This window comes from Dyadobacter sp. CY345, from assembly GCF_021502725.1.
Lineage (GTDB): Bacteria > Bacteroidota > Bacteroidia > Cytophagales > Spirosomataceae > Dyadobacter.
Genome location: NZ_JAKFFS010000001.1, coordinates 2258874 through 2285272, shown reverse-complemented (window position 1 = coordinate 2285272; position 26399 = coordinate 2258874). Strand labels below are relative to the sequence as shown.

19 protein-coding genes are annotated in these 26399 nt (G+C 40.0%); 11 read left to right on the top strand and 8 right to left on the bottom strand.

Annotation, left to right across the window (positions count from 1 at the left end; translation table 11 throughout):
- Nucleotides 1–7 precede the first annotated feature (7 nt).
- Nucleotides 8–2932 (bottom strand): SusC/RagA family TonB-linked outer membrane protein, encoded by a 2925-nt coding sequence (locus tag L0657_RS09695; RefSeq protein WP_235150441.1) that lies wholly within the window; start codon nt 2930–2932, stop codon nt 8–10.
- A gap of 568 nt (nt 2933–3500) precedes the next feature.
- On the bottom strand, nt 3501–5204 hold the full coding sequence (locus tag L0657_RS09690; protein WP_235150385.1) for a hypothetical protein: 1704 nt from the start codon (nt 5202–5204) through the stop codon (nt 3501–3503).
- An 83-nt stretch (nt 5205–5287) separates the two neighbouring features.
- On the opposite strand from L0657_RS09690, the gene L0657_RS09685 reads away from it, so the two are divergent.
- The 7 genes from L0657_RS09685 to L0657_RS09655 all read left to right on the top strand — a co-directional run bounded on the left by L0657_RS09685 (nt 5288) and on the right by L0657_RS09655 (nt 12309).
- Nucleotides 5288–6331 (top strand): hypothetical protein, encoded by a 1044-nt coding sequence (locus L0657_RS09685; protein ID WP_235150384.1) that lies wholly within the window; start codon nt 5288–5290, stop codon nt 6329–6331.
- On the top strand, nt 6331–7488 hold the full coding sequence (locus L0657_RS09680) for a glycosyltransferase family 4 protein (RefSeq protein WP_235150383.1): 1158 nt from the start codon (nt 6331–6333) through the stop codon (nt 7486–7488). The genes L0657_RS09685 and L0657_RS09680 overlap by 1 nt, the downstream gene beginning before the upstream one ends.
- Before the next feature lie 36 nt (nt 7489–7524).
- Nucleotides 7525–8673: a glycosyltransferase gene (locus L0657_RS09675; protein WP_235150382.1), complete on the top strand. Its 1149-nt coding sequence runs from the start codon at nt 7525–7527 to the stop codon at nt 8671–8673.
- Nucleotides 8674–8734: 61 nt separating this feature from the next.
- Entirely contained in the window at nt 8735–9661 is a 927-nt protein-coding gene (locus tag L0657_RS09670) for a glycosyltransferase family 2 protein (RefSeq protein WP_235150381.1), read from the top strand.
- Entirely contained in the window at nt 9618–10184 is a 567-nt protein-coding gene (locus tag L0657_RS09665) for a WcaF family extracellular polysaccharide biosynthesis acetyltransferase (RefSeq protein WP_235150380.1), read from the top strand. The genes L0657_RS09670 and L0657_RS09665 overlap by 44 nt, the downstream gene beginning before the upstream one ends.
- Complete coding sequence (locus L0657_RS09660; RefSeq protein ID WP_235150379.1) at nt 10181–10924, top strand: glycosyltransferase family 2 protein; 744 nt, start codon at nt 10181–10183, stop codon at nt 10922–10924. Before L0657_RS09665 ends, L0657_RS09660 begins: the two co-directional genes overlap by 4 nt.
- A 176-nt stretch (nt 10925–11100) precedes the next feature.
- Nucleotides 11101–12309 carry an MraY family glycosyltransferase gene (locus L0657_RS09655; RefSeq protein WP_235150378.1) on the top strand — a complete coding sequence of 403 codons (1209 nt, stop codon included), beginning with the start codon at nt 11101–11103 and terminating at the stop codon, nt 12307–12309.
- A gap of 64 nt (nt 12310–12373) precedes the next feature.
- On the opposite strand, the gene L0657_RS09650 is transcribed toward L0657_RS09655, so the two are convergent.
- Both L0657_RS09650 and L0657_RS09645 read right to left on the bottom strand, forming a co-directional pair.
- The gene (locus L0657_RS09650) at nt 12374–12874 is read right to left on the bottom strand and encodes a hypothetical protein (protein WP_235150377.1); all 501 of its coding nucleotides are present in this window, start codon (nt 12872–12874) and stop codon (nt 12374–12376) included.
- Nucleotides 12875–13126: 252 nt separating this feature from the next.
- Nucleotides 13127–14980 carry a glycoside hydrolase family 2 protein gene (locus tag L0657_RS09645; protein ID WP_235150376.1) on the bottom strand — a complete coding sequence of 618 codons (1854 nt, stop codon included), beginning with the start codon at nt 14978–14980 and terminating at the stop codon, nt 13127–13129.
- Between the two features lie 261 nt (nt 14981–15241).
- Between L0657_RS09645 and L0657_RS09640 the strand changes: the two genes are divergently transcribed.
- The 3 genes from L0657_RS09640 (at nt 15242) to L0657_RS09630 (ending at nt 19542) form a co-directional block, all read left to right on the top strand.
- Nucleotides 15242–16354: a T9SS type A sorting domain-containing protein gene (locus tag L0657_RS09640; protein ID WP_235150375.1), complete on the top strand. Its 1113-nt coding sequence runs from the start codon at nt 15242–15244 to the stop codon at nt 16352–16354.
- 14 nt (nt 16355–16368) lie between these two features.
- Nucleotides 16369–16896, top strand: a complete 528-nt coding sequence (locus L0657_RS09635; protein ID WP_235150374.1) for a hypothetical protein — start codon at nt 16369–16371, stop codon at nt 16894–16896.
- Nucleotides 16897–17067: 171 nt separating this feature from the next.
- Entirely contained in the window at nt 17068–19542 is a 2475-nt protein-coding gene (locus L0657_RS09630; protein ID WP_235150373.1) for a TonB-dependent receptor, read from the top strand.
- 196 nt (nt 19543–19738) lie between these two features.
- On the opposite strand, the gene L0657_RS09625 is transcribed toward L0657_RS09630, so the two are convergent.
- From L0657_RS09625 to L0657_RS09615, 3 genes are all read right to left on the bottom strand, one after another.
- Nucleotides 19739–21145, bottom strand: a complete 1407-nt coding sequence (locus tag L0657_RS09625; RefSeq protein WP_235150372.1) for an AcvB/VirJ family lysyl-phosphatidylglycerol hydrolase — start codon at nt 21143–21145, stop codon at nt 19739–19741.
- Complete coding sequence (locus tag L0657_RS09620) at nt 21142–23757, bottom strand: phosphatidylglycerol lysyltransferase domain-containing protein (RefSeq protein ID WP_235150371.1); 2616 nt, start codon at nt 23755–23757, stop codon at nt 21142–21144. Before L0657_RS09620 ends, L0657_RS09625 begins: the two co-directional genes overlap by 4 nt.
- 79 nt (nt 23758–23836) lie before the next feature.
- On the bottom strand, nt 23837–24745 hold the full coding sequence (locus tag L0657_RS09615; RefSeq protein WP_235150370.1) for an alpha/beta fold hydrolase: 909 nt from the start codon (nt 24743–24745) through the stop codon (nt 23837–23839).
- A gap of 204 nt (nt 24746–24949) precedes the next feature.
- Between L0657_RS09615 and epsC the strand changes: the two genes are divergently transcribed.
- Nucleotides 24950–25783: a serine O-acetyltransferase EpsC gene (epsC, locus tag L0657_RS09610; RefSeq protein WP_235150369.1), complete on the top strand. Its 834-nt coding sequence runs from the start codon at nt 24950–24952 to the stop codon at nt 25781–25783.
- On the opposite strand, the gene L0657_RS09605 is transcribed toward epsC, so the two are convergent.
- Complete coding sequence (locus tag L0657_RS09605; RefSeq protein ID WP_235150368.1) at nt 25776–26369, bottom strand: TetR/AcrR family transcriptional regulator; 594 nt, start codon at nt 26367–26369, stop codon at nt 25776–25778. The two genes, epsC and L0657_RS09605, sit on opposite strands and share 8 nt — an antisense overlap.
- Nucleotides 26370–26399 lie beyond the last annotated feature (30 nt).

The window sequence follows — 26399 nt, the reverse complement described above, 5'->3', positions numbered from 1 at the left end:
GTAAGAATTAAAAACCAATATTTAAACCAAAGATTATCGATTTTGCTTTTGGATAGCTCAGATAATCAATTCCGTAAGATGTGATACCATTGATCGATCTGTCGTTGTTCACTTCCGGATCGTATCCGTTATATTTCGTAGCCACAAACAAATTCTGGCCAGTTACCGAAATACGGATTGTCTGAACCCAGTTATTGATTCCCAATGCAGTTGTATTTACGTTGTATCCCAACGCAAGATTGTTCAACCGTAAGAAAGCACCATTTTTAAGGAAACGAGTTGATACCGGCGCCGAGTTGTTTGTGGATTCCTCCGGTCTTGAAATCGCTTCCGGCGTTACGTTGATACCTTTTGACAATCTCAGTTTATAAAAATTGGAGTTCGCAGTGTTGTCATAAAGTTTATTACCAGAAACCCCGTTGAAGTTCGCAGCAAGGTCAAAACCTTTAAAGCCAAAGGTTCCGCTGAAATTATACATCTTCGTTGGAAGCGCCGATCCGGCAGCCACACGGTCTTTATCTGTGATAATTCCGTCGCTGTCAACGTCTCTGAACTGGTTAATTCCCTTATCGTCAAAGCCGATAAATTCTTTCAGGTAAAAAGTACCAATCGGTTCTCCACTGATGTATCCGTTGATAGTCGCAGAGGTAAGACCTGAACCTTGTGCAGAACCGGAAGGGATTACCGAATATGGAGAATTTTTAACGTTGTTTTTGATAAAGGTAATGTTACCTGCCAATCCGAAACGAATACCGTTTGTTAGATTTTTACGATACGAAAGGTCAATTTCTGTTCCCTGATTGATGATTTTCATATTGTCAACATTCGTCCAGTACGTTCCGGCAGGTTGAACAGGATCAGAAGGAATTACTTCTAAAAGGATCTTTTCTGAAGTTTTGCTGAAATAATCTACCGAACCGCTCAGAGCCCCTTTGAAAAGGGCGAAGTCAATACCTAAGTCAGTTTGTGCCGAAGTTTCCCACTGAATATTCGGGTTTGCCAGACGAGCGTATGTTGTTCCTGACGGATAAGCGCCTGTATTGAACAATGGGTAGGTTGTTTTATCAGTAATTGTTGACGTAAACAAAGCCTGGGTAATTTTCGAAGGTATTTCCTGATTACCAGTCTGTCCCCAACCTGCACGAAGTTTCAAATCCGTAAATGGAGAAGACTTCATGAAGTTTTCCTCAGAAAGTCTCCAGCCCACAGAGAACGACGGGAAAACTCCGTATTTATTATTTGCACCAAACTTCGAAGAACCATCCACACGAACTGTCGCTGTAATAAGATATTTGTCTTTGAATGCATAATTCACTCTTGAAAAGAATGACTGCAATTCATTTAATGTTGCCTCACCAGTTGGACGGTTGTTCACCAATGTTAGGTCTTGGCCTACACCAGGATTGTAAATTGGCTCGATACCACCCACAGAGAACTTGTTAATACTGTAAGCTCTTTTCTGTAAAGATATTTTCTGATACGAATGGCCTACCAATGCAGAAAAGTTGTGGCTGTTTTTTTCAATCGTGTAGGTTATGTAATTTTCAAGTAACCTGTTGCTATTTCTTACGTCCCTTGTTTCCAGGCGACCGTCCTGAAAAGGAACTTTGTTGGCAAGAGATTGTAAATCCTGTGTTGAAGAGGAATTATCGACACCAAAATTCAACTTATAAACCAAACCTTTAAAAAGTGTAACCGATGGAGAAATATTTCCGATAACCCTGTTCGTTGTCGTCTGATCTTTTTCCAATGCCAACGTAATCAACGGATTAGTCCCATCCTGATATTGAAACGGAGCTCCGGCTTCATCATAGGCGGGATACGTTGGATTGGCGGCAAGCGCGCTTCCGATCATTCCCTGATTTGGCCTTAGATTTTTTGTGTTGGTAGCATTCAAATTCACATCCACACTGACCCTGTCATTCAGCAATTTCTGATTGACGTTAATCCTCCCGGTATAACGGTCCAGGCTACTGTTTTTAAGAATTCCGTCCTGTTTTTGCATACCGAAAGAAGCGTAATAAGTAGACTTTTCCGAGCCTCCGCTTAATGCAACATTATGATTTTGCGTGAAAGCCGTTCTCGAAATTTCTTTCTGCCAATCCGTATTACCTTTTCCATCTATAAACGTTCCGCCCAATTTTGTCGCTTCTGTGAGAAATTCCTCCGCAGAAAACACATCTATCGGACGCGCCATCTTAGAAATACCAAAGCTTCCGGAATAATTTACCGTTGCCACGCCTGATTTTCCTCTTTTCGTTGTAATCAAAATTACCCCGTTTGCTCCTCTCGCTCCGTAAATTGCTGTCGCTGACGCATCTTTCAATACGTCAATCGATTCGATATCCTGAGGGTTGATAAAACTTAAAGGATTTGTCGCTCCACCAGTACTGCTGTTGTCCAGAGCGAGTCCGTCGACAACAAAAAGTGGTGTGCTTCCCGTACGAACGCCACCAGGACCACGAACGGTAATGTTCACTGCTCCACCAGGCTCGCCTGTCGCAGAGGTAACGTTTACACCCGCAACTTTTCCCTGAAATAATTGCTCAGGAGAGTTAATGATACCTGTGTTGAATTCACCGCTTTTCAAAGATTTTACCGAACCCGTTATATCTTTTTTAGTTGTACTTCCATAACCAACAACAACCTCGTTCAGGTCAGCAGCTGATTCTTTTAAAGTTATATTGAGTGATTCACTGTTAGATTCCGTCAAAACAAATTCCGCGAGAGACTGCTTTTCGAAGCCTATATAACTGAAATCAATTTTATATTTCTTCCCGGCTTCCAGACTGCTGAACGTAAACTCACCGTTTTCGTTCGTTGTAGTACCTTGTTTATTGTTTCCGTCAACACCGGCAATGACAACCGTAACACCTGGCAATCCTTCGTTTTTAGCGGTAACCACCTTGCCACGAAGTGGAATATCCTTCATTGTCCTGACGGACAAATGAGATGTTTGCCGTACCTTCTCTGCGAAGGCGGTTCCTGCGTTTGCATCCAGTCCGAACACAGCAGTGACGGATAAGAAACAACAGCAGATACCTCTTTTGCTGACTAATAGAGTTTGTCTCATAATGTGGATTATTTGTTTTTAAATTATTTGAAAAATGCGCAGAAGGCTTTAAAACGTAAAAATTATCAGAGATTCACCAAAAGTACAAATTGCATTATTAATATAAAAAATATAAAATAGTCGACAATTAAATGCAAACGTTTGAATATTTATGCAAACGTTTGAAATAATTTAGTTTACCAAAATAATGCAATCTGCTAGCATTGGAAAGGCTTGTACTTTGTAGAAATACTGATAATATAGTTGTCAAAACAATTAGCACCTGATTGAGAAGGCGCAAAATTGCATTGCCTATATTACCTTATGATCAACAAAATGTGATGAAGACATTGTGAATTGGAAAATATAAAGAAAGACAAGGTCTGTCCGACTGGTCTTTTGTACAAAATTCATAATGTATACGATTATAACAACCGCAAGGGTTATTTCAATAATTATCCCTCTTATAGACATAGTACTGAACTCCCCATTCCTTGTCAAAAATTTTAATTGGCTTACGGTCTTTCAAGAATTTTTCAGTCACTAAATATTCATATTTTCCTTTCTCAAAATCCTGGAAAGCAAGATCGGTTTTAATACTGTGGCTTGCCAGTTCAACAGCTTCAAAGTAGACATCATAGTCGTAAACTTTTGACTTCTCGCCAGGCGTATATTTCAATAATATCTTATACTGCGAATCATATTGTCGTTCATCTTCGAAAGCAAATGCATTTGCTATAATTGGGAGATCCTTCCCTTCAACTTCCATCCCGGCTTTGCTGCCAAGTAAATAGTTGAGCTTCCTAATCATTTTCCGGTTATCGTTGTTCAGCGCCTGTTCCCTCAGCAAGCACTGTTCGGACTTTGGTACATAAAATTCAAATTCCAGATTAACCAGCATTCTTGTTTCGGATGGTAAAGTAGAAATCCAGGCGCATGCATCATGCATATTCAACCTTTTGTGGACTCTGAGGTGATACTTAGCAGATGAAACTATATTTGTAGTCGCAATTATGATCATGACTACTGCCGCAATACGTATGCCCCAGATATTTATTCTTTCAGCCACAAATCCCAGCCCGAGCCCAACCAGGAACATGGTTACGACTGCGGCTGGCAGAACATGTGTGTCGTAAATAAGTGAAGAACGCAAGACGAGGAAAAGGAATAAAAACGTATTCCCTATTAAAAGAAAGTACAGTATTTTTCTAGTACGAAGCATAGCATAAAGACCCAGCGCAGCTAAAATTAGTATTACTATATTGACAGGCTCTTTAAGAAATTGACCGATGTATTCACGGTTGAAGAAAGTACCCATCGGTTTATCGTTAATTTTTGCAATTATGCCACCGACGAAGGATTTCATGATCACGAGTGTATCTGTGATAATAAAAGGACAAAAAATTACAAATGTGATAAAAATCATCAATAAGGAAAATCCAGCATTTTGAAACTTTTTCCTGTTTGCCAAAAGAAAGACAGCACCGATAAAAAAAGGAACAAAGAATGCAAAAATCAGTCTCTCGGCCAGAATCAAGCCGAAAACTCCGGAATAAACTACTATTTCTTTCTGCGTTAACGAATCGCTGAAAATCATCCGGGCGAGCAGCAGTATAAACAAATTACCTGATATCGCTTCTGGTCTAAGCACTGGAGAAGTATTCAGTACAAGCATTGAAGTGATGAAAATAATTGGCAAAAAAAGCTTGACGGGTTCAATCAGCAATTCGTGATTTTGCCGGTAAAGAATTACTGAGGTTCTATACAAAATAAAGCCAACCGCCAGGATTTGGAAAGTTCTGCCAATCAAAATGAAAGGTTCACGGTAGGTCAAAAACTTATATGCCTGCAAATCAAAAATATCAAATACTGAAATCAGGCCCGTTAAATTCCCAATGTTCTGGATCGTGGCAAGCAAACAGGATACACCAAACGTCAGATAGTAAAATAACATATGAGGAGCCGCCGGCCAGTCCAGTCCTCTGGGCGTATTGCCGTACCATAACAATACACCGGAATCTGCTACGAAATTTTCATCGGTTGTATAATACCCATGAAATGGAGGAAAGACAACGCTGCAAAGCAACAGCGATAATATGACTAAACCCAGTATTGTGTACGTGATGGTCTTGCGATATTTAGCGGAAATCATGGCGTGAATTTCAATAAAAAATCAAATATGAAAAAGTAATTCTAAATTTGCATCAGCGAACATCGCAAAATTAGAATTACTTTATGCTAAAATTTATTTTCAGGTTTATTATTTTTCTGATAATCGTTGCCGGAATTGCGGAGCTTGTGCTTCGTTATAAATACGGTTTTTGCAACGCTCCCCTTTATGTCTCAGACCCTGATTTTGAATATATTTACGCACCAAATCAAGAAGTAAAACGATTTGGGAATGTCGTAAGAACCAATAATTTTTCGATGCGGAATGACCCGCTTTCTCCGGCGGATTCCATAGTAATTCTTCTCATAGGAGATTCCGTTGTTAACGGTGGCAGCCTAACGGACCAGGATAGCCTCGCATCCGGTTTTCTTGAAAAAAGGCTTTCTTCCACATTAAATACGCGGGTCCGTGTCTTAAATATTTCTGCCGGTTCGTGGGGACCAGATAATGTCGCCGCTTATTTGAAAAAGTTCGGCCTATTTAAAGCCAAACTCATCTGCCTGGTAACCAGCAGCCATGATGCTCATGACATTATGGGACACGAAAGCATTATTGGCATAGATCCAAATATGCCCGACAAACAGTATCCGTCCGCGATTCTGGAAGTCTGGGAGCGTTATAAATATCTTTATCCATATTACATCGAATATTATTCCGCGAAAATTCCATTTTTTTCTACGCAAAAAGAAATAGATCCCGTAGCGCAGAAACCCAAAACTGATTCTCTGGCAATCAAAATAGAGGCTAGAAGAGATGAAAAAATCATATCCGAAAAGCCCGACGACGGCGGAATCCGCAAATCCGGAATAGGATTTAACCCAGGATATGCGGAGCTTGTTAAAATGGCAAAGGATAATAACATACCGTTTTTCATCTATTTGCACCCTGAAATTTCCGAAGTTGAAGCTGGTAAATTCAATGACCAGGGAGATGAAATAATTTCCTTTGCAAAGGAAAACCACGTTCGGTTGGTAAATGAATTTGATTATGGAATTACGACAAAGCTTTACAGGAAAATGGACGTTGTGCATTTCAATAATCCCGGCCAAGTTTTCCTAGCCAACAATTTATATCCTCTGTTTTTGGACTATCTAAATAAAAAGCAATAATGCGTGTACTGGTTATTCACAATCAATTATGGGCGCATTATAAATCAAAGCTCTTTTTTGAAATTCACAATTGTTTAAAAAAAGACAACCCGGAAAGTACCTTTATGGTTGTGCATATCGCTTTGCATGAGGCTAGCCGCAGCGTCATGAAAGATGATGAAAATTTTCAGTATGATTATCCATATCAGGTTTTGTTTAACCGGAGTTTAGACACTGTTAGCTTTAAAGAAAGACTTCCGGCGCTCCTAAAAGCTTTCGATGATTTCAAACCGACTGTATTAAACGTAACTGGCTATTTTGATTATGCACAAGTGCTGCTGATGATTTACGCACGCAGGAAAGGCGTGAAAGTCGTGCTCTCATCAGAATCGTCGACGATGGATCATAACAGATCTGCTTTAAAAGAAAAAATTAAAAGCTGGATTGTAAACCGTGCGGATGCGTTTTTCTGTTTTGGTAAATCATCAGCCAATTATCTTTTGTCGCTAGGTGTAAGAGAATCGCAGATCGCAGTGCGGCATGCTGCGGTAATTGATGAGGACATAATCCGAAAAAATTATCTGGAAGCAAAATCCCGGATATCTTCTGGCTTATCTCGGAATAGAAAATTCATTTATGTGGGCAGGCTGGCGGAGGAAAAAAACCTTGAACTGTTGATTGAAGCTTATAAATCCGTAAGTGAAAAAATATCAGCAGAGCCATGGGATCTGCTTTTTGTTGGAGACGGGCCTATGCGTCAAACACTGGAGTTATTGTCTGGTTCTTATCTTTCTGATAATCGCATTAAGTTTGCAGGAGGTTTTCCCTGGTATAAGGTTCCAAACTGGCTTGCCGACAGTGATGTTTTGGTTTTGCCTAGCAAATCCGAGCCGTGGGGTCTGGTCGTGAATGAAGCGATGGTTTGCGGGATGCCAGTGCTTGTTTCTGAAAAATGCGGATGCGCTGAGGATCTTGTTATGAATCAAAAAAACGGATTTACATTTAATCCTGAGCGTCCAAAGGAACTTGAAGCTGCCTTACGATCATTTATTGAAAATCCTGAAAAAATCGAGCTGATGGGTCAGGAGTCATTGAAATTAGTACAACCATTTTCATCAAAAAAAGTAGCCAAAGAGATGGTAGCCTGCTATAAGAAACTAGACGAAAATTCTAAATAACCGTCGCTTATCTCAGCTACCTCATTCAAAGTAATTATGCGAATTTTAAATATTTGTGCCTATACATGGGCAATTGGAGGCCCGGCAAGAATCATTTATGATCATACTACCGAAGTTTTAAGGCAAGGACATCAGGTCGATATTTTAAGCCCGATGACGCCGGGCGAAAAAATGTATCCGGCACCCGAAGGTTCCCGATTGATTCCATGCAAGCGGACTACGCCGATCAGTAACTTTTACCGTGAATTTTCTGTTGAGATGTATGATTTTCTGAAAAAAAATATTCAGGATTATGATATCATTCATATGCATGGGATCTGGCATTTCGGAAGCCTGGCTCCCTTTCTGATTCCACATAAAGCGGCTCTGGTTATCACCATTCACGGTTTGCTGGACAAATGGGCGGTTGCGCACAGCAAATGGAAAAAGGATATTGTGACGGCACTTTATCAAAAAAGGATTCTTGGAAAAGCCGATCTTATTCAGATTAATAATACAGATGAAGAGGAAGATGTGATACGTTATTTGGGTTACCGGCCTGCCAATATGGTCATAGTTCCAAATGGGATGAAAGTATCTGAATATGTCAACCTTCCCGAAAAAGGCACATTCCGGAAGAAACATGAAATATCTCCACAGCAGCAAATGATCCTTTTCATGGGTCGGCTTAATATAAAAAAAGGGCTGGACTTATTGCTTCCGGCCTTTAAACAGGTTTACGAAAAATTGCCTGATGCTGTTTTAATTTTAGCAGGCCCGGACGACGGTTACCAGGCGGAAACGGAGGAATTTATCAAAAACAATAATCTTGGCGACCGCATCAAGCTCGTTGGAATGCTTACAGATACGATCAAAAAAGAAGCGCTTTCTGATGCTGACCTTTTCGTCCTGCCCTCCTATTCCGAAGGTTTTTCGATCGCGGTCTTGGAGGCGATGACTTCAAAAGTTCCTGCTCTTGTTTCTGATCGTGTCGGCTTTGGTGATTACATCAAAAAATACGATGCGGCATACCTGACTCCACTTAACAGTGAAGGTGTTGCAGCAGGACTTCTTAAAATATTGCAAGATAAAAGTTATGCTCAGGATTTGAGAAATCGGGCTTTCCAGATGGTAACTGATAATTTTGATATAACCGTTGTGGCAAACCAATTATTGGAAGAGTACAAGAAAATTAAAAAAATGTAATTACCTTTGATATAGATAAAGCATACACTAAAACCAATTCCCCACAATCCGAGTCCACAATATGGTTGATTTATCCGTCATCATTTTAACGAATAATGAATCAAAACACATTGGGCGCTGCATCAAAAGTCTGTTGCTGATCACGGATAAAATTTTCATCATAGACTCTTTTTCAACTGATAATACTGTCGCCGTAGCCGAAAGCCTCGGTGCGGTGGTTGTACAAAACCCGTGGGTTTCTTATGCTTTCCAGTTTAATTACGGAATTCAGCATAATCCGTTTCAAACAAAATGGCTTATGCGCATGGATGCTGATGAGTATATCACTTCCGAGCTCGCAGAAGAGCTTAAAACCTCTCTCGCCACTACTCCCGAGAACATTTCAGGACTTTATGTAAAAAGAAGAGTGGTCTTTATGGATCAATGGATCAATCACGGTGGATATTACCCGATATGGCTTCTACGCATCTGGCGTCGCGGTACCGGCGTTTGCGAGGAACTGTGGATGGATGAACATATCAAATTAAGCAGCGGCACAACGGCACAGCTTCAAAATGATATTGTTGACCACAATCTGAACAATTTAACCTGGTGGACTCAAAAGCATAATAATTATGCAATACGTGAGGTAATTGATTTATTGAATATAAAATATAACTTTGGTAATAAAGAAACTGTCACGCCAAAATTCTGGGGAAGTCAGGAACAGCGAACACGTTATCTGAAAATCAAATATGCAAATCTGCCTCTATTTACACGACCATTCATGTATTTCCTCTTTCGGTTTGTCATAAAGGGTGGTTTTTTAGATGGAAAAAAGGGATTGATCTGGCATTTTCTTCAAGGTTTCTGGTACCGCTTTCTGGTAGATGCCAAAATTTTTGAGGTATATCAGCGGGCCGGAAAAGATAAGGAAAGTATTGTATCACATTTTAGGACAGAATATGGAAAAGACCTCCAGAGCCCAAACCAGTCTGTCAAGTTATGATAACAGCTGGTACCGACCTGGGAGTAAGACAAAACAACTGGCTTGGTTCATTGTTGGCCGGATTATAGTTAATACTTACCTGCCAATTCCGGTGTCAATTAAAATTTTCGCCCTGAGAATTTTTGGTGCGAAAATTGGAAAAAACGTGACGATAAAACCGAAGGTAAATATTAAATATCCTTGGTTTCTGACCATTGAGGACGACATTTGGATAGGAGAAAATGTCTGGATTGACAATCTTACAGACGTTACTTTATGCAAAAATTGCTGTCTAAGTCAAGGCGCAATGTTATTGACTGGAAACCATAATTTTACCAAAAGTTCTTTTGATCTGATCACCCTGCCCATTACGATAGAAAGTGGCGCTTGGATCGGCGCGAAGGCCACTGTTTGTCCGGGCGTTACCGTTCGTTCTCATGCAGTACTAACAGTCAATTCTGTCGCTGTCAAAGATCTGGATGCTTATGGAATTTATCAGGGCAACCCTTGTACATTTATTAAAACAAGACACATAACACATTGAAAATAAGCATAATCACCGTTGTCTTCAATGGCGTTTCAACCATAAAACATTGTATTGAATCTGTTCTAAGTCAGGATTTTGATTCAGTTGAGTATATAATTATTGACGGAAATTCGAAAGACGGGACGAAGGAAGTTATCGAATCTTATGGCGATAAAATTGATAAATTTCTGAGCGAACCCGATAAGGGAATTTACGATGCCATGAATAAGGGTATTGAACTCGCCTCCGGAGACGTTATTGGTATATTAAATGCTGATGACTTTTACGCTGATCAGACAGTCATTTCAAGTATTGCACAAGCCTTTAAGACGACTGGTGCTGATGGTTGTTACGCAGATCTCGACTACGTTGACGGGCAGGATAATTCAATTATCAAACGGAAATGGGTGTCTGGTAAATATGAGAAAAACTCCTTTCTCATGGGTTGGATGCCCCCGCACCCGACGTTTTTCGTTAGAAAAGACTGTTATAATAAGTTTGGGAAATTTCGCCTGGATATGGGCAGTGCTGCTGACTATGAATTGATGCTGCGGATGATTTTCAAAAATGGTATAAAGCTTGCTTACGTTCCAAAAGTAACTGTAAAAATGAGAACGGGCGGCGTCAGTAACAGCACTTACAAAAACAGAATTGAAGCGAACCGCAACGATCGGAGGGCATGGAAAATAAATGAATTAACACCCTGGTTTTTTACCCTCTGGCTAAAACCTGTTCGTAAAATTGTACAGTTTTTGTAAAACTAATTAATAGTAAACATACACTAGACCTTAAAATAATCACACAAGGCCTTTAAATAAGTATTTTGACGATGGTGGGGCACATAAGTTATTATTTCCCAAATTAATTCGTCAAATTTGACGTACCATCAGATATAAATATTTAATATTTAGTCGGGTCATTAGTAACTAAGAATATGGAATTACAGCTACCAACATATATAATAAGCGAGGGAGGATTTAATAATATGGTACATCACGATGTATACCAATGTATCCTTTCTTTCCTGATCGCTTGTTTTCTTTCCATTATCTCGATTCCGATCATAATCAATCTGTCAAATCTTCTACATTTGACTGCAAAACCCGGATTCAGAAGTTCACATCAGACCGAAACACCGACGCTGGGCGGAATAGCCATATTTGCCTCAACGCTTATCGCTTACTTTTTGTGGCCCCATTCCGAAAATATAGTTGACTCCAACCTGATCAGTTTATCGATGACGGGGGTTATAATTTTATTTTTCCTGGGATTAAAAGATGATATACTTGCGCTGGATTCAACAAAAAAATTGCTGGTACAAATCTGCGCTTCGCTGATACTTGTGGCGATGGGCAATTTCAAGGTTGACAATTTTTATGGCATTTTCGGAATTCATCAGATCCCGTATTACGTTAGCATCCCGCTTACTGTTTTCATTTTCATTGCCATTATCAACGCCATCAACCTAATTGATGGAATTGACGGACTTGCCGGGGGAATCAGTTTAATTGCAGGCGTAGGTTTTGGTATATGGTTTATCCTTAACGACCACTTCTCTTTCGGCTGTCTGGCTTTCGCGATGTCTGGCTCATTACTCGGATTTCTAAGATTCAACTTTTCCAAAACGAGTAAGATATTTATGGGTGATACCGGATCTTTAATTATCGGTTACCTACTTTCCATTTTTGCAGTTGAATTTTTATCGCTTAATGTCGGCTATAAAAATGATGCAACTGCATATTTCAACGCCCCTATCATCGTAATGGTTTTATTGATCGTTCCAATTTTTGATACGTTACGCGTTTTTATAGTTCGTATCGTAAAGGGTGGATCTCCATTTATTGCGGATAGAAATCACATGCACCATATTCTTATAGACTCAGGTCTCAATCACTTTTGGGCATCTTTCACCCTTTGGATGGTTACGATCTTAAATACGGTTTTATTTTTTGCCTTCCATGGAGATATTTCAAATACGGCTTCTCTTTACATATACATTGGAATGTTCGTGGCCTACATGGTTTTGGCTTACTACTTGAAAAAGAGAAGTGTCGAGATCAAAGCACGCAAGAATATTATTAAACCTACTACGTTTGAGAGTAAGGAAGTAACTTCAGGGAAAAAGTTATTTAAAGATTTATAATTTGAAAACAAAAATAAGGCGACCTCTTCTGAGATCGCCTTATTTTTTATCAAGGATAAATAAATTATTCTACGCTAAGTTCTTTGTCGATTACAGCAATTAATGCATTGATTTCTTTCTGCACCGTTTCAAGTTGCTTGTCAGTCATCGGACTTTGGATTTCAAGAATGTTTGCCTGTAGCTGATCGCGTTCCTTTGTTAATTTATCTTGTTTTTCTGTCAAACGCTTCTTGGCATCTCCATCTGCTGAAACCAATTTCTCATTGTTCTTTTTCAAACGATCATTCAGTTTGCTCTCTTTTTCACGTAATGAAGTCAGATATTCGTCTTGCTTTTCCGATAATTTCGCACTGGCCTCCTCTAAGTCTTCCTTCACTTTCTTCATGTCGCTGGAATCAGTTTCCTGAGGTACCATCTTGTTGGCTTCTTCCGCTTTTTCCAAAGCTTCCTCTTCCGCATTCGCCAGTTCTTTCCTATCCTTGTCAGTTGAAGAATTACAAGACGTTAGCAACATAGCTGCGGCTAAAAAAGTATTCGAAAACAATAATATGACTTTCCTTTTCATCTCGGTTGTTGTTTGATTTAACAGGGCACCCGAAAATATGATACCACTCATTTTTAACCACTTGATTTATTGTAATTTGTGGAAAACCGTATACTAATTGCGGACAATCGTATACTAATCAGCTCTAGAATTAGCCGGGCACGGATTGCCAGTGACATTGTCAAAAAAGTGAATCAGTCATATCAACAAGAGGTCCGAAAAATGAAGCCGCCCGGAAACATTCCAGACGGCTTCATTTTTCGCTATTTTAAATTAATTTCCCCAAGCCGGATTATACAATTTGCTGTGAATTGCTTTCAACTTTGCTTCCGGCATTTTTATAACCTTTCTGTCATAAGTCATCAAACCATTTATCTCAACCTCAACATCCGTTGTTTGTGTGTAAACTGCTGCGGATAAACCTCGTTTAATTAAAGGTTCGAAACGATCAATGAAAGTTTCGTACTTGTCATACAATTCTTCTTTTGTTTTAAAACTCTGATACCCCCAATTATCTTTCTGCTGCCAGGTATGCTGATCAACTGGTAAACCCAGTCCACCAAATTCTCCAAGAACGATCACCTGTTTCTGTCCAAACAAATCTGGCCGGGGCATAACCGGTGCAGGATAATGATGAAGGTCCATGATATCGCCCACCGGGAAAAAGTTTCCACCACTGGCACTGTTGACCAGGCGGCTTGGGTCGTATTCCTTCGTCCAGTTGGTAATTTCCGCAGTCTTGAACTGCCCCCAGGCTTCATTGAAAGGTACCCAAACGACGATGCATGGAAAATTATGATTAGCGTCCATAATCGCCTTCCATTCGGTTTTAAAAATATTCTCTGATTCCGGCGTCCTGTCGCGTTCGGTTTCGTTACCGGTTATTCCCGGGTTTGGCTCCCAATTGTTTCCCATATCCCCGCTCGGCATATCCTGCCAAACGAGCATCCCAAGTTGATCGCAATGGCGATACCAGGTAGCAGGTTCAACCTTCACGTGTTTGCGGATCATATTGAAACCCATTTCCTTTGTTTTTTCAATATCGAATTTCATCGCTTCGTCAGTTGGTGCAGTATACAAGCCGTCTGGCCACCATCCCTGATCCAAAGGGCCATACTGAAAGACGAATTTGTTATTTAAAAGCATCCGCTGAATTCCATTTTGATCAGGTTTCATCGATATCTTCCTCATCGCGAAATAACTTTTTACTTCGTCAACAACCTTACCTTTGCGGACAAGCGTAATCTTCAAATCATAGAGAGTCGGACTTTCCGGCGACCATAATTTTGGATTTTTGATAGTCACAACAGCATCCTCTTCTGGGGAAATTTCTTTTTCAGCGATTTGCGTCGTTCCGTCCAAAGCCAATATTTTAACAACATCGCCAGGTAAAGCATTTTTCACAACTGACTTTATTGTGATTGTCTCTTTATCAATATCCGGCGTGTGTTTTGTTGAAGTAATATAACTTGTCGGAACCGTTTCCAGCCATACAGTTTGCCAAATACCAGTAACAGGCGTATACCAGATACTATTTGGGTTTTTAATTTGTTTTCCCCGAGGCTGCGGACCGTCGCTGCTCGGGTCCCAAACGCGTACCGCAATATCCTGATTTGAACCTTTAACCAGAAATGACGTAATATCGACAGAAAATGGGTCGTATCCCCCTTTATGCGAACCTGCTTTTTTACCATTTACGAATACATCACATTCCCAGTCAACAGCCCCAAAATTCAAAAGGACACTTTGATTCTTTATTTTTGAAGAATAAGCGAGTGTTCGCTGGTACCACAAAACACTGTCTTTACCTACCGTTTTGCCCACACCCGAAAGCGCAGATTCCACAGCAAACGGAACAAGAATTTCCCCCTGAAAAGCTGACGGTTTGATATCGGAAGAAGACTTCGGAACAATTGAATAATTCCAAAGCCCGTTCAAATTCACCCAGTTCGCCCTTATTAGCTGCGGCCGGGGATACTCCGGATGTGGTGCCGAAGCTGTAACTTTTTCTGCCCATGGCGTTGTGATTTTCCCCGGAACAATCTTCCAGGTATCTGACTGCTGGGCATTGACTAAATTAAAAGACAAAGCGATATAAAATGCGATGCCGGCGAGCAATTTTTTCATTCAATAATTTCAGGTTGGTAATCAGGAAATTTAACATCGGTAAAAGTTTATTTCCCACCGACTCTACTGTCAAATAAAAAATATTGGTCAAACTAAAAAGGTAGATTAAACGCTTTCAGCGCATTAAATTCTGCAAATTTTAAAAAGAAAAATTCAGGTTGCAATCTGGTTAACAATTCTGCTATATTGCAAATACGAATTGTTTCATTTGTTTCGTTGAAGAGTTACATAACGACTTCTCGACGAAAAACCCTGTTCTTTATGCAAACTTTTTACAGAGCACTTTTTTTTATACTCATATCAGCCTCTTTCGCTTCTGCAACGCATTTGTTGGGAGGTGAGATAAGGGCGACCAATCTGGCCGGACTTACTTACAGAATCTCTGCCCAGATTTATTTCGATGCACTTGGAGGCGGTTCGGCTACGGATTCTCAAAAAACAATTGAGATATGTTTTGGAGATGGTAGCACCGCAATTGCCAATCGCAGCAGTCTGACCGCTTTGAGTGGAGAATCAAAAGGGATTTCCGTAGGCGTTTACGAGGTCACGCACACCTACCCTTCTACCGGGCTTTTCCAGATTTCATCTGCAATTGATAACAGATCTTTGGGAATCATCAATTACAATGATAACTCTACACCCATGTTCCTATGGACGGTAATTAATACACAGTTCTCAAACAGTACTCCGATCCTGGCAACTCCGGTTACGACAGCCGGGGCAAAACAAATTTTAAAGATTGATCTGAAACCAACGATTTCAGATTCTGACAGTATATCAGCTCATTTACAAAAATTAAGCTCGCCTTCACCTGGTACTTGTGGCGTGCGGATGCTGGATGAAAAATATATATTCCCGAATGATGTAGTCAAAAAAGGTACTTTTTCTCTTGATCAGGTTGATAAAAAATTAATTTGGAATGCGCCTGAGGCTCTGGGTAATTACATATACGCAGTTGTCATTGATGAGTGGAGAGAAGGAATCAAAATTTCTGAAACATATCGGGAAGGTATCATTACGGTTATTGATAAAGAGGGGCCGACAGTAGAGATTCCTCCTTATGTGCCTGCCACAACTACGGGAGTAATTGCAGGAAACCCTGATGGAGACTATTCAGAACTTACGCTTGCGATAGCCGCATATCCAGTTCCTACGCAGGATTATCTGACTGTTAAAGTCGACAGCAAATATGCGACAACATTAAAACTACAATTGATAAATCTTGAAGGGAGGGTTGTACGTGAAATTAATACAACGTCGCCGACTGTCGAATGGAAAGAACAACTTGATCTTCGCCAGCTGACTAGCGGAGTCTACATTATCAAGGCATCAGACGAAAATGGTAAGTTTGTAACCAGAAAGGTTGTACGATAAAAACCATTTGCAAGTTGAAAACACTTCTCTCCATACTGCTATTAGGACTACTCATCTTCAATACACTGGGTTTTTCCTGTTATAGTATACTGGAAGAAGATTTTTCTAATTCAAATATCGCCTTGTCGGGTGATGATGATATTATCTTAAAGTTCCCGCTTCAGATTCCATACCTAACTGATTGGCACAACACAGAACCGTCCGACGAGGAAATTCTCAGAGGCAACGAATATTATAAAGTTGTCTCCAAACAAATCGTCAACGACACGCTGTATGTTCATTGTCAATTCAGCCAGACTTCCCGTGAACGTTTTTGGACGCTTGTTTCTTCATTCGAGGATCATGCAAAAACGGAAAGCGATAGCCATAAGGGAAGCTCAGCAAATATTCTAAAAAATTTTTTGAAAGAATACATGGCCATTTGCCGTAAACATATCTTCTACTTTTTCGAGTGGAACGAACCTTCAAGTTTTGAATATATTTTATCAAAGCTGGTGCCGCCCACAGAAAGTATCCAATCTCCTCCGCCAGACCTGGCGTAAATTTTCGATAATTCATTTTTTTTAGAAGCCTTAACTTTTAGAGCTGTTGCGTAGCGCTAAACGCAGTTATTAAAGGCTGAGTCACCATTTTGGTATTATTCACTTGTTTGTTTTGCTTGAAACAAAGCGAAATGACAGTGCATAATATCGCAAATCTCCATTTAATCAATTATGTATTGTATAAATTTTACTATAAATAAAAGTCGGATTCCCTTTCAAATTACTAGGACCGGAATATTCTCCTTCATACTTATTCTACTTTCACAGACATTATCTTTTTCTCAAAACACCATTTCAGGAAGAATTATCAGCACCAACGGTATTGGAATTGAGGGAGTTAACATCACCGTCGGAGACACTAAGAAAGGCACTGTTACGAACAATGAAGGCTTTTTTCAGATTGGCAATCTTTCTTCAAATGATGAGACACTAAATATTTCTATCATTGGGTATCATTCTAAGAAAATAAAAATCAAATCATTTAAAACTCAAACGCACTATCTGACAATAACTTTACAGGAAGATATTCGTAGACTGGACGAAGTTGTTATTGAAGAAAAAAAGAATAATATTCAGGTTGAGCGTCTGCCCGACGTCCATGATTTTCTGTTGCCCGCAGGAAAGAAAAATGAGGTTATTCAGCTGGGAGGCGTAAATGCCAATATTTCAGAAAAAACAGGAAGACAGATCTTTGCCAAAATTCCCGGTGTTTTTGTGTACGATATGGACGGAAGCGGAAATCAGATCAATATTTCTACGCGTGGATTAGATCCTCACCGTTCCTGGGAATACAACATTCGTCAAAACGGTATCATTACAAATTCTGATATGTACGGCTACCCAGCAAGTCACTACAGTCCTGCAATGGAATCGATTGAACGAATTGAGCTTGTCCGCGGATCTGCGTCTTTGCAGTATGGAGCACAGTTTGGTGGCATGATAAATTACGTAACCAAGCAGGCTGATACCACAAAGTCATTCTCTTTTGAAACAGTCAATTCCGGCGGATTATACGGACTTTTCAGCTCCTACAACGCAATAAGCGGGAAAATTGGAAAACTCACTTACTCAGCATACTACCAGAAAAGGCACTCGGATGGATATAGAAAGAATTCCAAATCAGATGCGGAATCACAGTTCGCAAGTTTGACGTATGAATTTAATAAGTCGTTCAAAATTAAGGCTGAGCTAGGTCGTTCTTCCTATGTTTATCAAATTCCGGGGCCATTGACAGACGCTATGTTTGACCAGGATTCCCGTCAGGCAACTAGATCGAGGAATTATTTCAACCCTGATATTTATATTCCTTCCATTGTTATAGATTGGAAAATCAGTTCATCTACAAAACTTCGTTTAACCAATTCAGGCGTTTTCGGAAGTCGGAATAGCGTAATGTTTGATGCGTTTGCAAACATTCCTGATGCGATCGATCCAACAACGAACCAGTACAAAACGAGGCAGATTGACATTGATAATTTTAAAAGTTTCACCTCCGAACTACGCCTTGTTCATCAGTATAAAGTTGCCGGTATGACCAACTTTGTCTCAGGTGGTATCCAAGTGATGAAAAATAATCTGCGTCGCAGGCAGTTAGGAAAAGGAACAACCGGCAGTGATTTTGATCTGACTTTAACAGATCCGGCATGGGGAAGAGACTTGCATATGAAAACCACCAATGTTGCTATTTTCGTCGAAAACCTCATATACCTTACTCCTAGGTTAACAGTTTCGCCGGGAGTTAGGGTGGAAAGCGGGACAACCGATATGACAGGCAAAATCACATATTACCAACCAGAAACGCTTCCGAACAGTATCAAACACAAATTTCCGCTATTAGGAATCAGTTCGCAATACAAACTGGGAACTGAAAGTAAAATTTACGCAGGTTTTTCACAGGCATACAGACCGGTTGTGTTCAAGGATATAATTCCAGGTTCAGTTTTGGAACAAGTCGACAAAAACCTGAAAGATGCGAAAGGGTACAATCTTGAAGCAGGAATTAATGGCCGGATTGGTGAGGTGTTTTCCTATGATATGAGCGTATTTCAAATGCTGTATAAAAACAGGATGGGAACTCTGGCTTTGAATGACGACCAGGGCAAAGCATATATTCTACGTACTAATACAGGAAATACCATGACAAAAGGGCTTGAAGTATATGCAGAATACAAACCACTTTCCGTCAGCGGGCTGAAAGGTTCTAAAACTGAGTTTTCTGTATTTACATCAACCTCATATTTTAATGCCCGCTATCTTAAAGGACGCTCCATAGTAAACAACGAAAACACAGATGTGAAAGGAAATAAATTAGAGGGAGTTCCGACCTGGATTAGTAGAAATGGATTACAATTCACTCATAATAAGCTACTTGCTACACTTCAATATAGTTATGTGAGCGAGCTATATTCCGACGCACTTAATACCGTGGAGCCTTCTGTTAATGGTGCAAGAGGTAAGGTGCCGTCATATGGCATATGGGACTTAAATGGCACCTGGCGTATTGCAAAAAGTTACACGCTAAGATTTGGTGTTAATAATTTTCTGGATAAAAAATATTTCACGAAACGCCCAACCATGTATCCCGGAGCCGGGATCTGGACATCCGACGGAAGGAGTATTGTAATTTCCTTCGGAATCAAAATCTGACACGGAGAGAATCCGTGTCAAAAATTGTTATCATAGGTTAATAATTCAGACAAACGGCTGGTCTTTGACCAGTCGTTTTCTTATTATTAATCAAGGTGCAAAAATATTCTCTTATTTAACAAAGTTTTGGCATGATGTTATCTTATTCAGAATTATTTAAAACTAGCCGGTTTTTTAACTGAGCAAGGCTTATTCATTATTTCGTCGAATGAGCTACAATTGCCTCGACAAGTTGCCTGAACGCATTGTCATAGTGATGGCCACCCTTTATAGTCAAAAAACTCAGTCCGGCGTTTTTAGTTTTTGCTTTGATTTCGGCATCTTCTTCGGATCCATAGATACAAAGCAATTTCACATTTGTCACCTTGTCTATTTCCGAAACAACATCGTATTTTTTCTGAGCGCTGCCAAGGCTTAGCATGTCGCTGATATGTATTTCAAAATCGCCGTCTGTGGCCGGAGACATCAGTACGAGCGACTGGATTTGATCTTGCATCGATTTATTCATTTTGTTAAAAACAAACGGAATGACATCAGCACCAAATGAGTAACCTATTAAAACAATCTTTTCCTTTTTCCATCTGTCTTTATAAAGACCAATTAATTTCTCAACATCAGCTGTTGTCGATTCCGGTGTCTTTTCGTTCCAGAAATACTTCAAAGCGTCCAGCGCAACAACTGACATACCTTTTGATGCTAATTCCTGGCAAAATGATTTATCAAAACTGGTATATCCTCCATCGCCGGAAATGAAGAAAACCATCGGTTTATCAGAAGCAGATGCAGAAGGTATTATGTGTACAGGAAGATCTTTTGTTTCAGCTTCGAGCTTTAGATCATTTTCCGGTTTATGTTCGTTTTCCGTTTTTACCAAAAATTCTTTGTAAGCTGACATTAACTGGGGTACCCAGTTTTGTTTCACCGAAAAACCGTGACCCACTTTCTCCAATGTAATCAATCTGGCGTTTGGAATCTGTTTAAAAAAAGTTGCTGTTGTTTTGAAATCACAGACCTCGTCTTGTTTCCCCTGAAATACCAGAAAAGGTTCCTGCAAATTTTTACTAACTTCGAGAAAGAATCCCTTTTCTTGATCCAAAGGATGAATTTTCAAACCAGAACCACTACACAGCGGGCGGGAAATTTGAAGATCAGGACAAAAACCAAAAGCAATGGCTCCGGAAAAAGTATTAGCTGGCGACTGAGCCAAAATTCCATATATCAAAGTTGCGCCGGAGGAATATCCGGCAAGAATAGGAGTTAAATAATTTCTATAATGGTAGCGCTTCTGAATGAATTTGCTTAGGTTTTCAAAATCAGATGCAGGGTAAAAGCATTCAGATTTAGTTTTCTGCAAGTTTTTAAAGTATGTCCTGATGTCAATTCCAACAACGGCAGCGTCCATTGCTAAAAAGTTTCCTGCAATATCGATTACCCCCTTATTCCATCCACCGTCACCACTTACAAATAAGACGATCTGTTTTGGCGTAGTATTAGAATGATAAACTTTCAGTTTTCCGAAGCGACCATAGTCAAGAGAATCGACGATAAAGCCGTTTGCGTTTAAAGTAAACAGGAAAAAAAGCAATGTTAATGGAGTTTTCATAATCCCCCTTTCTTCATTTTGACCACCTTGTTCAATGCTGCCGGAATGCGGATTAACGCATAGGCATCGTCATAAATTAAATATTTACTTTTCCAATCGGGAGAAAATTTACTTTTATAATCACGAAGTGACTTATAGTAGCTGAATTGTTTGACATTTTGATATGCAAACTTGATAGCTCTTTCTGTTATATCACGTCCTTCTTCTGCCCCCGAAAGTGGTACCATTCCGATATTTACATACCGAAAATTTAGAGATTTAAAATAATTAATAATTTCTATCATCATTGCGTCCAGCGTAGTTCCGGGTGCATCTTTCGTCTTGCGAATCAGGTCATATGTCCCCTCTCCTTTTTCATAGTCGGGGATAATATTTGCGAAAGCAATTATTTTGTCATCCTCATTTTCCAAAGCCAGAATGGTCTGTTGCCTCAGTTCTTCCTTGTCGAAAATACCTTGTGAGAAAACCATTTCATCATAACCCGTCGTTTCAATCCACTCATCACTTACCGCTTTCAGTCGCTGTAAAACTCCATCTTTAACGGGTGCTTCGTAAATTTTGATGGAAAATCCTTTATTTGAAATATTTTTTGCTGCGTTTCGTAAAGATTTTTTCTCTCCGCCTTCCAATGAGAATTTCGACAGATCGATCACTGCCTCCTGTCCGATGATAATCGAATTCTTTCCAAGTTTGTGAAAAACGTCTAATGCTGATTGATCACATCTGTAATAAGTACACTCCAAATCATTTTCCCGGCAAAACTGATCAAATTCTCTGACCAGCACTATCTGGTCCAGTTCATTCGCACATACTGGTTTTTCCAAAACCACAGCAAATCCGACTCCAATCCGGTAGGCAACGAAACCTTCGACTTCTTTTCCAAAATAAAGGAGCTTGTCATGATAAGTCTTAAAATAGTCCAGAGAGGAATCTCCGAAGCGGCTGACCAAATCTTTTGCCCTTCGCCAGGATTCATCCTCCATCTCTGGTTTGAAAATGAAAGGTCGAATGAATGCATACAACAAAAAGGATATGCTCAATGCTCCCAATAAATTGATCGAATAAAGGAAGTCACGGCCAAATATTGTCCGGGCATCCAGATTGTTTCCTATCAAGAAAAAGTACAAAAGCGTATTTTTTACAGATGCTGTTGACGAAAAGTCAGTCCCAAAATGCTCAGTATCCAGAAAGTAAAACCCAACAATGCCGTAGACTAATACTGCGCATATAGCAATTAAGACCGTGCGAATCCCAAAAAGCTGGTAACTTTTATTACCCTTCCTGAAATACTGCTTTCTTGTGAACAGCAAAGTCAGTATAACAAAAATCGCAAGGCAGGATTCTTCATAATCTATCCCTTTCGTGAGATGGCCAAAAAGTGATACAGCGGATAATATGAGTGAAAAATAATAAGAAGTGCGATAACCTTTAAGCAGAAAGACGGACATGAATAGAAGGATAATGCCTGTCAAAAGGACAAAATAATTTGAAGCGACTATCAGATTCAACGGGAGGAAATCCTGCAATAAATGGACGCGCGACGTGATCGCGGGAGTGAGAACCGAAATAATATTAATTATGCCTAGAAGTAGAATCAAAAACGCTGGTAATGTTCGAAGTGCCAGGTTATTTTTCTTGAAAAGAAATGTAAACATCCCAGCGAGCAGTGGCACCCAAAATTCGAATAACCGATAAATCATTGTGACAGAAATGGCCGCAACACTATCCATCCCATACTGAACCAGAAGTACGCTAAGCGATAATTCAATCGCGCCTATTCCGCGTACGAACGGCGACAGAATTAAAAAGATCGTGGCAACCAGATATCCTAGAAAAGCTGCCTCGAACGGTGCAGTAACATTCAGCGCAAAAAAGGCAACATATAGATGCAAAACTCCTGCCAAATCAATAAGTATTGAAACCGTTAAACATTTAAGCACGGCGGCCTTGGAGAAACTTCCGTCCTGCATCTGCCCCATTACAACATCTAGGTCCGGTTGATATTTCAAAAGAAAATGATAGAATTTCCCTCGATTAATGAACGAGTTTATGCCGGAGAACAAAAGCGCAATGAGCACAACAAGTCCTCCAAAAGCATAGAGCTCATTACTCGATATAGTCTGTTGAAAAAGCAGCCAGATAATTGCGGGGATAGCAATGACAAACACAGAAACAATCCCGCAGACTGCGTAGATTGAAGAGGCAAGATGAATCTCTGTTTTGGTAACGCCTTTTCTTTCTGTTTTGGAAGTAAAAAAAGCAAGAGAAGAAATTCCGCCAGCGGGTAAAAAAACGCTAATAAAATTTCTTTTTAGGAAAAGCTCTGTAAGGGTTACCAGATCAATATATTTTCCGAGCGCACGAAAGGAAAATTGGTACATTAAGCCCTGCAAAAAAATATAGGCAACCGTCACCAACAGACCAATTATGATATAAAAAGGAGATGCTGTCTGAATTAAGCCAAAAACCTTCCGCACTTCCGCTTCCTCGTGGCGAATAAACCAAACGGCCATAATAATGCTGGCCGCAGCGACTAGCCCTCTTGTAATAATCTTTTTATTCTCAGTCAGAAAAATGAAACCTGAACTGAATAAATTCGATTCTTTTTCCATGGCAATTCTAACAAAATATCGGAGGGATAATTGAAAAGCATCTAATCTTTACTGAAAGACAACAAAAAAGACAACCAAATTAGTTGTCTTTTTCAATGTCAATAGCGGAAATTTTTTCTTTAAAAAGCTGACTCCTTAGCAACATTTCTTTAATCATATCTAAATGTGTGTAGGTGATCATGTGGCCAGCATTGTTTAGGAAGATATATTGCGCTTTTTTACTCTTGATATGTTTTCGCGCGAAGTCAATATTTGTAGGATCCGCGATCCAGTCATTTCCGCCTTGGATTACTGTTGTCGGTACAAGAAGATTTTGCCAAACAGGTAACAACTTTTTCAACTCGTCAGAATGACTATATTTTTCGGCTGTCGCCGTATTGAATGCACCGGGCAGGAACAACTGTATTAACGCATTTCTACCCCATTTGGAAAACCAATAAAACTTCTCCTTGTCCGGATCAATTACCGGTGAAACCATGATGAGCTCTTTCACCTTCTCAGGAACAAGCGTAACCATTTTCGCGGCAATCGGAGCACCGTAAGATCGCCCGAGCACAATTACTTTCTGGTCTGAGTGATTCAACTGAAAAACAGGCAACAACGCCTTCGCTTGTGTTGCTATTGATGTAACGTATTTACGCTTTTTCTTCATTTTTAGAGCAGACTTACCATAACCCACCCGATCGACAGAGACAATATGAAAATGTTGTTGAAGATCCTTATCATCCATTAAATTCATGTAACCCCACAATGAGCCTGGCGCCCCGTGTATTAACAAAAGCATCGGCAGGGTATCGGCACCGACGCTAGCAACAGACAGTGACAGCGTATCATTTTTTATGATATGAATTTCGGGTTTAATATCTTTTGACGCATAGTGTTTTCTTACCTGTTTTTCAGAAATCAGGTAACGGGAAAAGCAAGATGTAAGCAGCACCGACAGAATTAAAATAATAACGTTGGATCTGAAAAATTTAACACTAATCATAAGCTTCTGTAATGTTCCAAAGAATGCATACCTTCACGTAAGTATTACATTTACGATAAAATTTAGGTAAAAAACATTTTTGCCGCAATAAATTCAAAAGAATTAATCAAAATATAATTTTTATACGGCATTTTTTGTTCCTGATATATCGTACAAAAATAATGCCGTCCTTTCTGAAATGCAGGACCAAAAATATAAGGAGTAATGACAGACCACCAGCAAGAATTATTTTTTCAAAGACTGAATGAGCAAAATGTAATTTTCCAATACAAATTACCTTCAAGACAGGATGCAGGACTTTTCATTCAAAGGCTGATCAATTTTTTATTTCCTATCAGTCAGGATTGCCAGCAAAATGAGCGCGCAAAGGATATGCAAAGCGCATTTTTGGAACTGCGGAAAAGACTGGACTGTATGCTAACTCCGCTTATGCCGCAGCTTGAGCGTAATAAGGAAGAGATCATGGATACCGTTTTTGCAGGAATTCCGGAAATTTATGAGATGCTTTTGAAGGATGCCAAATCAATTACTGAGAACGATCCCGCTTCGGTAAGTATGGAAGAAGTGATTGCTTTGTATCCGGGTTTTTCGGCTATTGCGACTTATCGGGTGGCGCATAGTTTCGCTAAGTGTGGCATTCCGCTATTGCCAAGAATGCTCACTGAGTATGCCCACAGCCAAACAGGCATCGATATTCATCCTAATGCTGTTATTGGTCATTCATTCTTTATTGATCACGGAACCGGTATTGTTATCGGTGAGACCACACATATTGGCAACAATGTGAAATTATATCAGGGCGTTACTTTGGGAGCAACGCATGTTTCAAAATCCCTGGCGTCAAAAAAACGGCATCCGACTATTGAAGATAATGTCGTGGTGTATGCCAATGCAACAATTCTGGGAGGAGACACCGTGATTGGACACGATTCTGTGATCGGCGGAAATGCCTGGCTAGTGCATGGCGTACCTCCGTATTCTATGGTTTATCACCAAAGCAAACTGGAAGTACGCCAGCAAACAACCTCTGCTACATAATACTTTTTATAAACCTTCTGACGCCCTCCATGTATATCGGTTCCGCCTGTGCGAATGCATATGATGGCTGGGTTGTCATGGTAATCGATACAAAACCGTAGGTAAGGCACCACCATTCGTAGTACGTTTTAGTTACAGCTTCTCCTGATTTTGGACGCAGCACGGCGATCATTTCCCAAACCGGATTGTCACGAATGTTCATCGCCTGAGAATACACGCGTTTCGAGTCGCAATAGGCCCCTTCAAGATTAAACATGACCTGATAAATTTCCGGATTTTGAACCGCAAATGCCCAGATTGAACGTGCAACCTCGGTAAGCTGCTTTTCCGGGTTTCTGAAATGACTCTTGATTTTTATGAATTCAGCCTGAAGAAAATCGAAGCCTTCTACTCTGATCGCTTCAAGTAATTTATCCTTACTTTCAAAATATTCATACAAAATTGGCGGGCTATATTCAATAACCTCAGCGATTTTACGAATCGAAACGGCGGTCCACCCATCTTCGCGGGCTATTTCTTTGGCTGTCTTGACGATGTCGGAACGTACCTGAGTTCTCAGCCGTTCTCTTCGCTCTACTATTCCCATATTTCGTATTCCTGTTTGTTAATTGAGATA

Bases quoted from the DNA above. Each gene is read 5' to 3' on its own strand.
- L0657_RS09685 (WP_235150384.1), top strand. From the start codon at position 5,288: ATGCTAAAATTTATTTTCAGGTTTATTATTTTTCTGATAATCGTTGCC.
- L0657_RS09620 (WP_235150371.1), bottom strand. From the start codon at position 23,757: ATGGAAAAAGAATCGAATTTATTCAGTTCAGGTTTCATTTTTCTGACT.
- L0657_RS09645 (WP_235150376.1), bottom strand. From the start codon at position 14,980: ATGAAAAAATTGCTCGCCGGCATCGCATTTTATATCGCTTTGTCTTTT.
- L0657_RS09675 (WP_235150382.1), top strand. From the start codon at position 7,525: ATGCGAATTTTAAATATTTGTGCCTATACATGGGCAATTGGAGGCCCG.
- L0657_RS09690 (WP_235150385.1), bottom strand. From the start codon at position 5,204: ATGATTTCCGCTAAATATCGCAAGACCATCACGTACACAATACTGGGT.
- L0657_RS09670 (WP_235150381.1), top strand. From the start codon at position 8,735: ATGGTTGATTTATCCGTCATCATTTTAACGAATAATGAATCAAAACAC.
- L0657_RS09615 (WP_235150370.1), bottom strand. From the start codon at position 24,745: ATGATTAGTGTTAAATTTTTCAGATCCAACGTTATTATTTTAATTCTG.
- L0657_RS09680 (WP_235150383.1), top strand. From the start codon at position 6,331: ATGCGTGTACTGGTTATTCACAATCAATTATGGGCGCATTATAAATCA.
- L0657_RS09625 (WP_235150372.1), bottom strand. From the start codon at position 21,145: ATGAAAACTCCATTAACATTGCTTTTTTTCCTGTTTACTTTAAACGCA.
- L0657_RS09630 (WP_235150373.1), top strand. From the start codon at position 17,068: ATGTATTGTATAAATTTTACTATAAATAAAAGTCGGATTCCCTTTCAA.
- L0657_RS09650 (WP_235150377.1), bottom strand. From the start codon at position 12,874: ATGAAAAGGAAAGTCATATTATTGTTTTCGAATACTTTTTTAGCCGCA.
- L0657_RS09665 (WP_235150380.1), top strand. From the start codon at position 9,618: ATGGAAAAGACCTCCAGAGCCCAAACCAGTCTGTCAAGTTATGATAAC.
- L0657_RS09605 (WP_235150368.1), bottom strand. From the start codon at position 26,369: ATGGGAATAGTAGAGCGAAGAGAACGGCTGAGAACTCAGGTACGTTCC.
- epsC (WP_235150369.1), top strand. From the start codon at position 24,950: ATGACAGACCACCAGCAAGAATTATTTTTTCAAAGACTGAATGAGCAA.
- L0657_RS09695 (WP_235150441.1), bottom strand. From the start codon at position 2,932: ATGAAGGATATTCCACTTCGTGGCAAGGTGGTTACCGCTAAAAACGAA.
- L0657_RS09640 (WP_235150375.1), top strand. From the start codon at position 15,242: ATGCAAACTTTTTACAGAGCACTTTTTTTTATACTCATATCAGCCTCT.
- L0657_RS09655 (WP_235150378.1), top strand. From the start codon at position 11,101: ATGGAATTACAGCTACCAACATATATAATAAGCGAGGGAGGATTTAAT.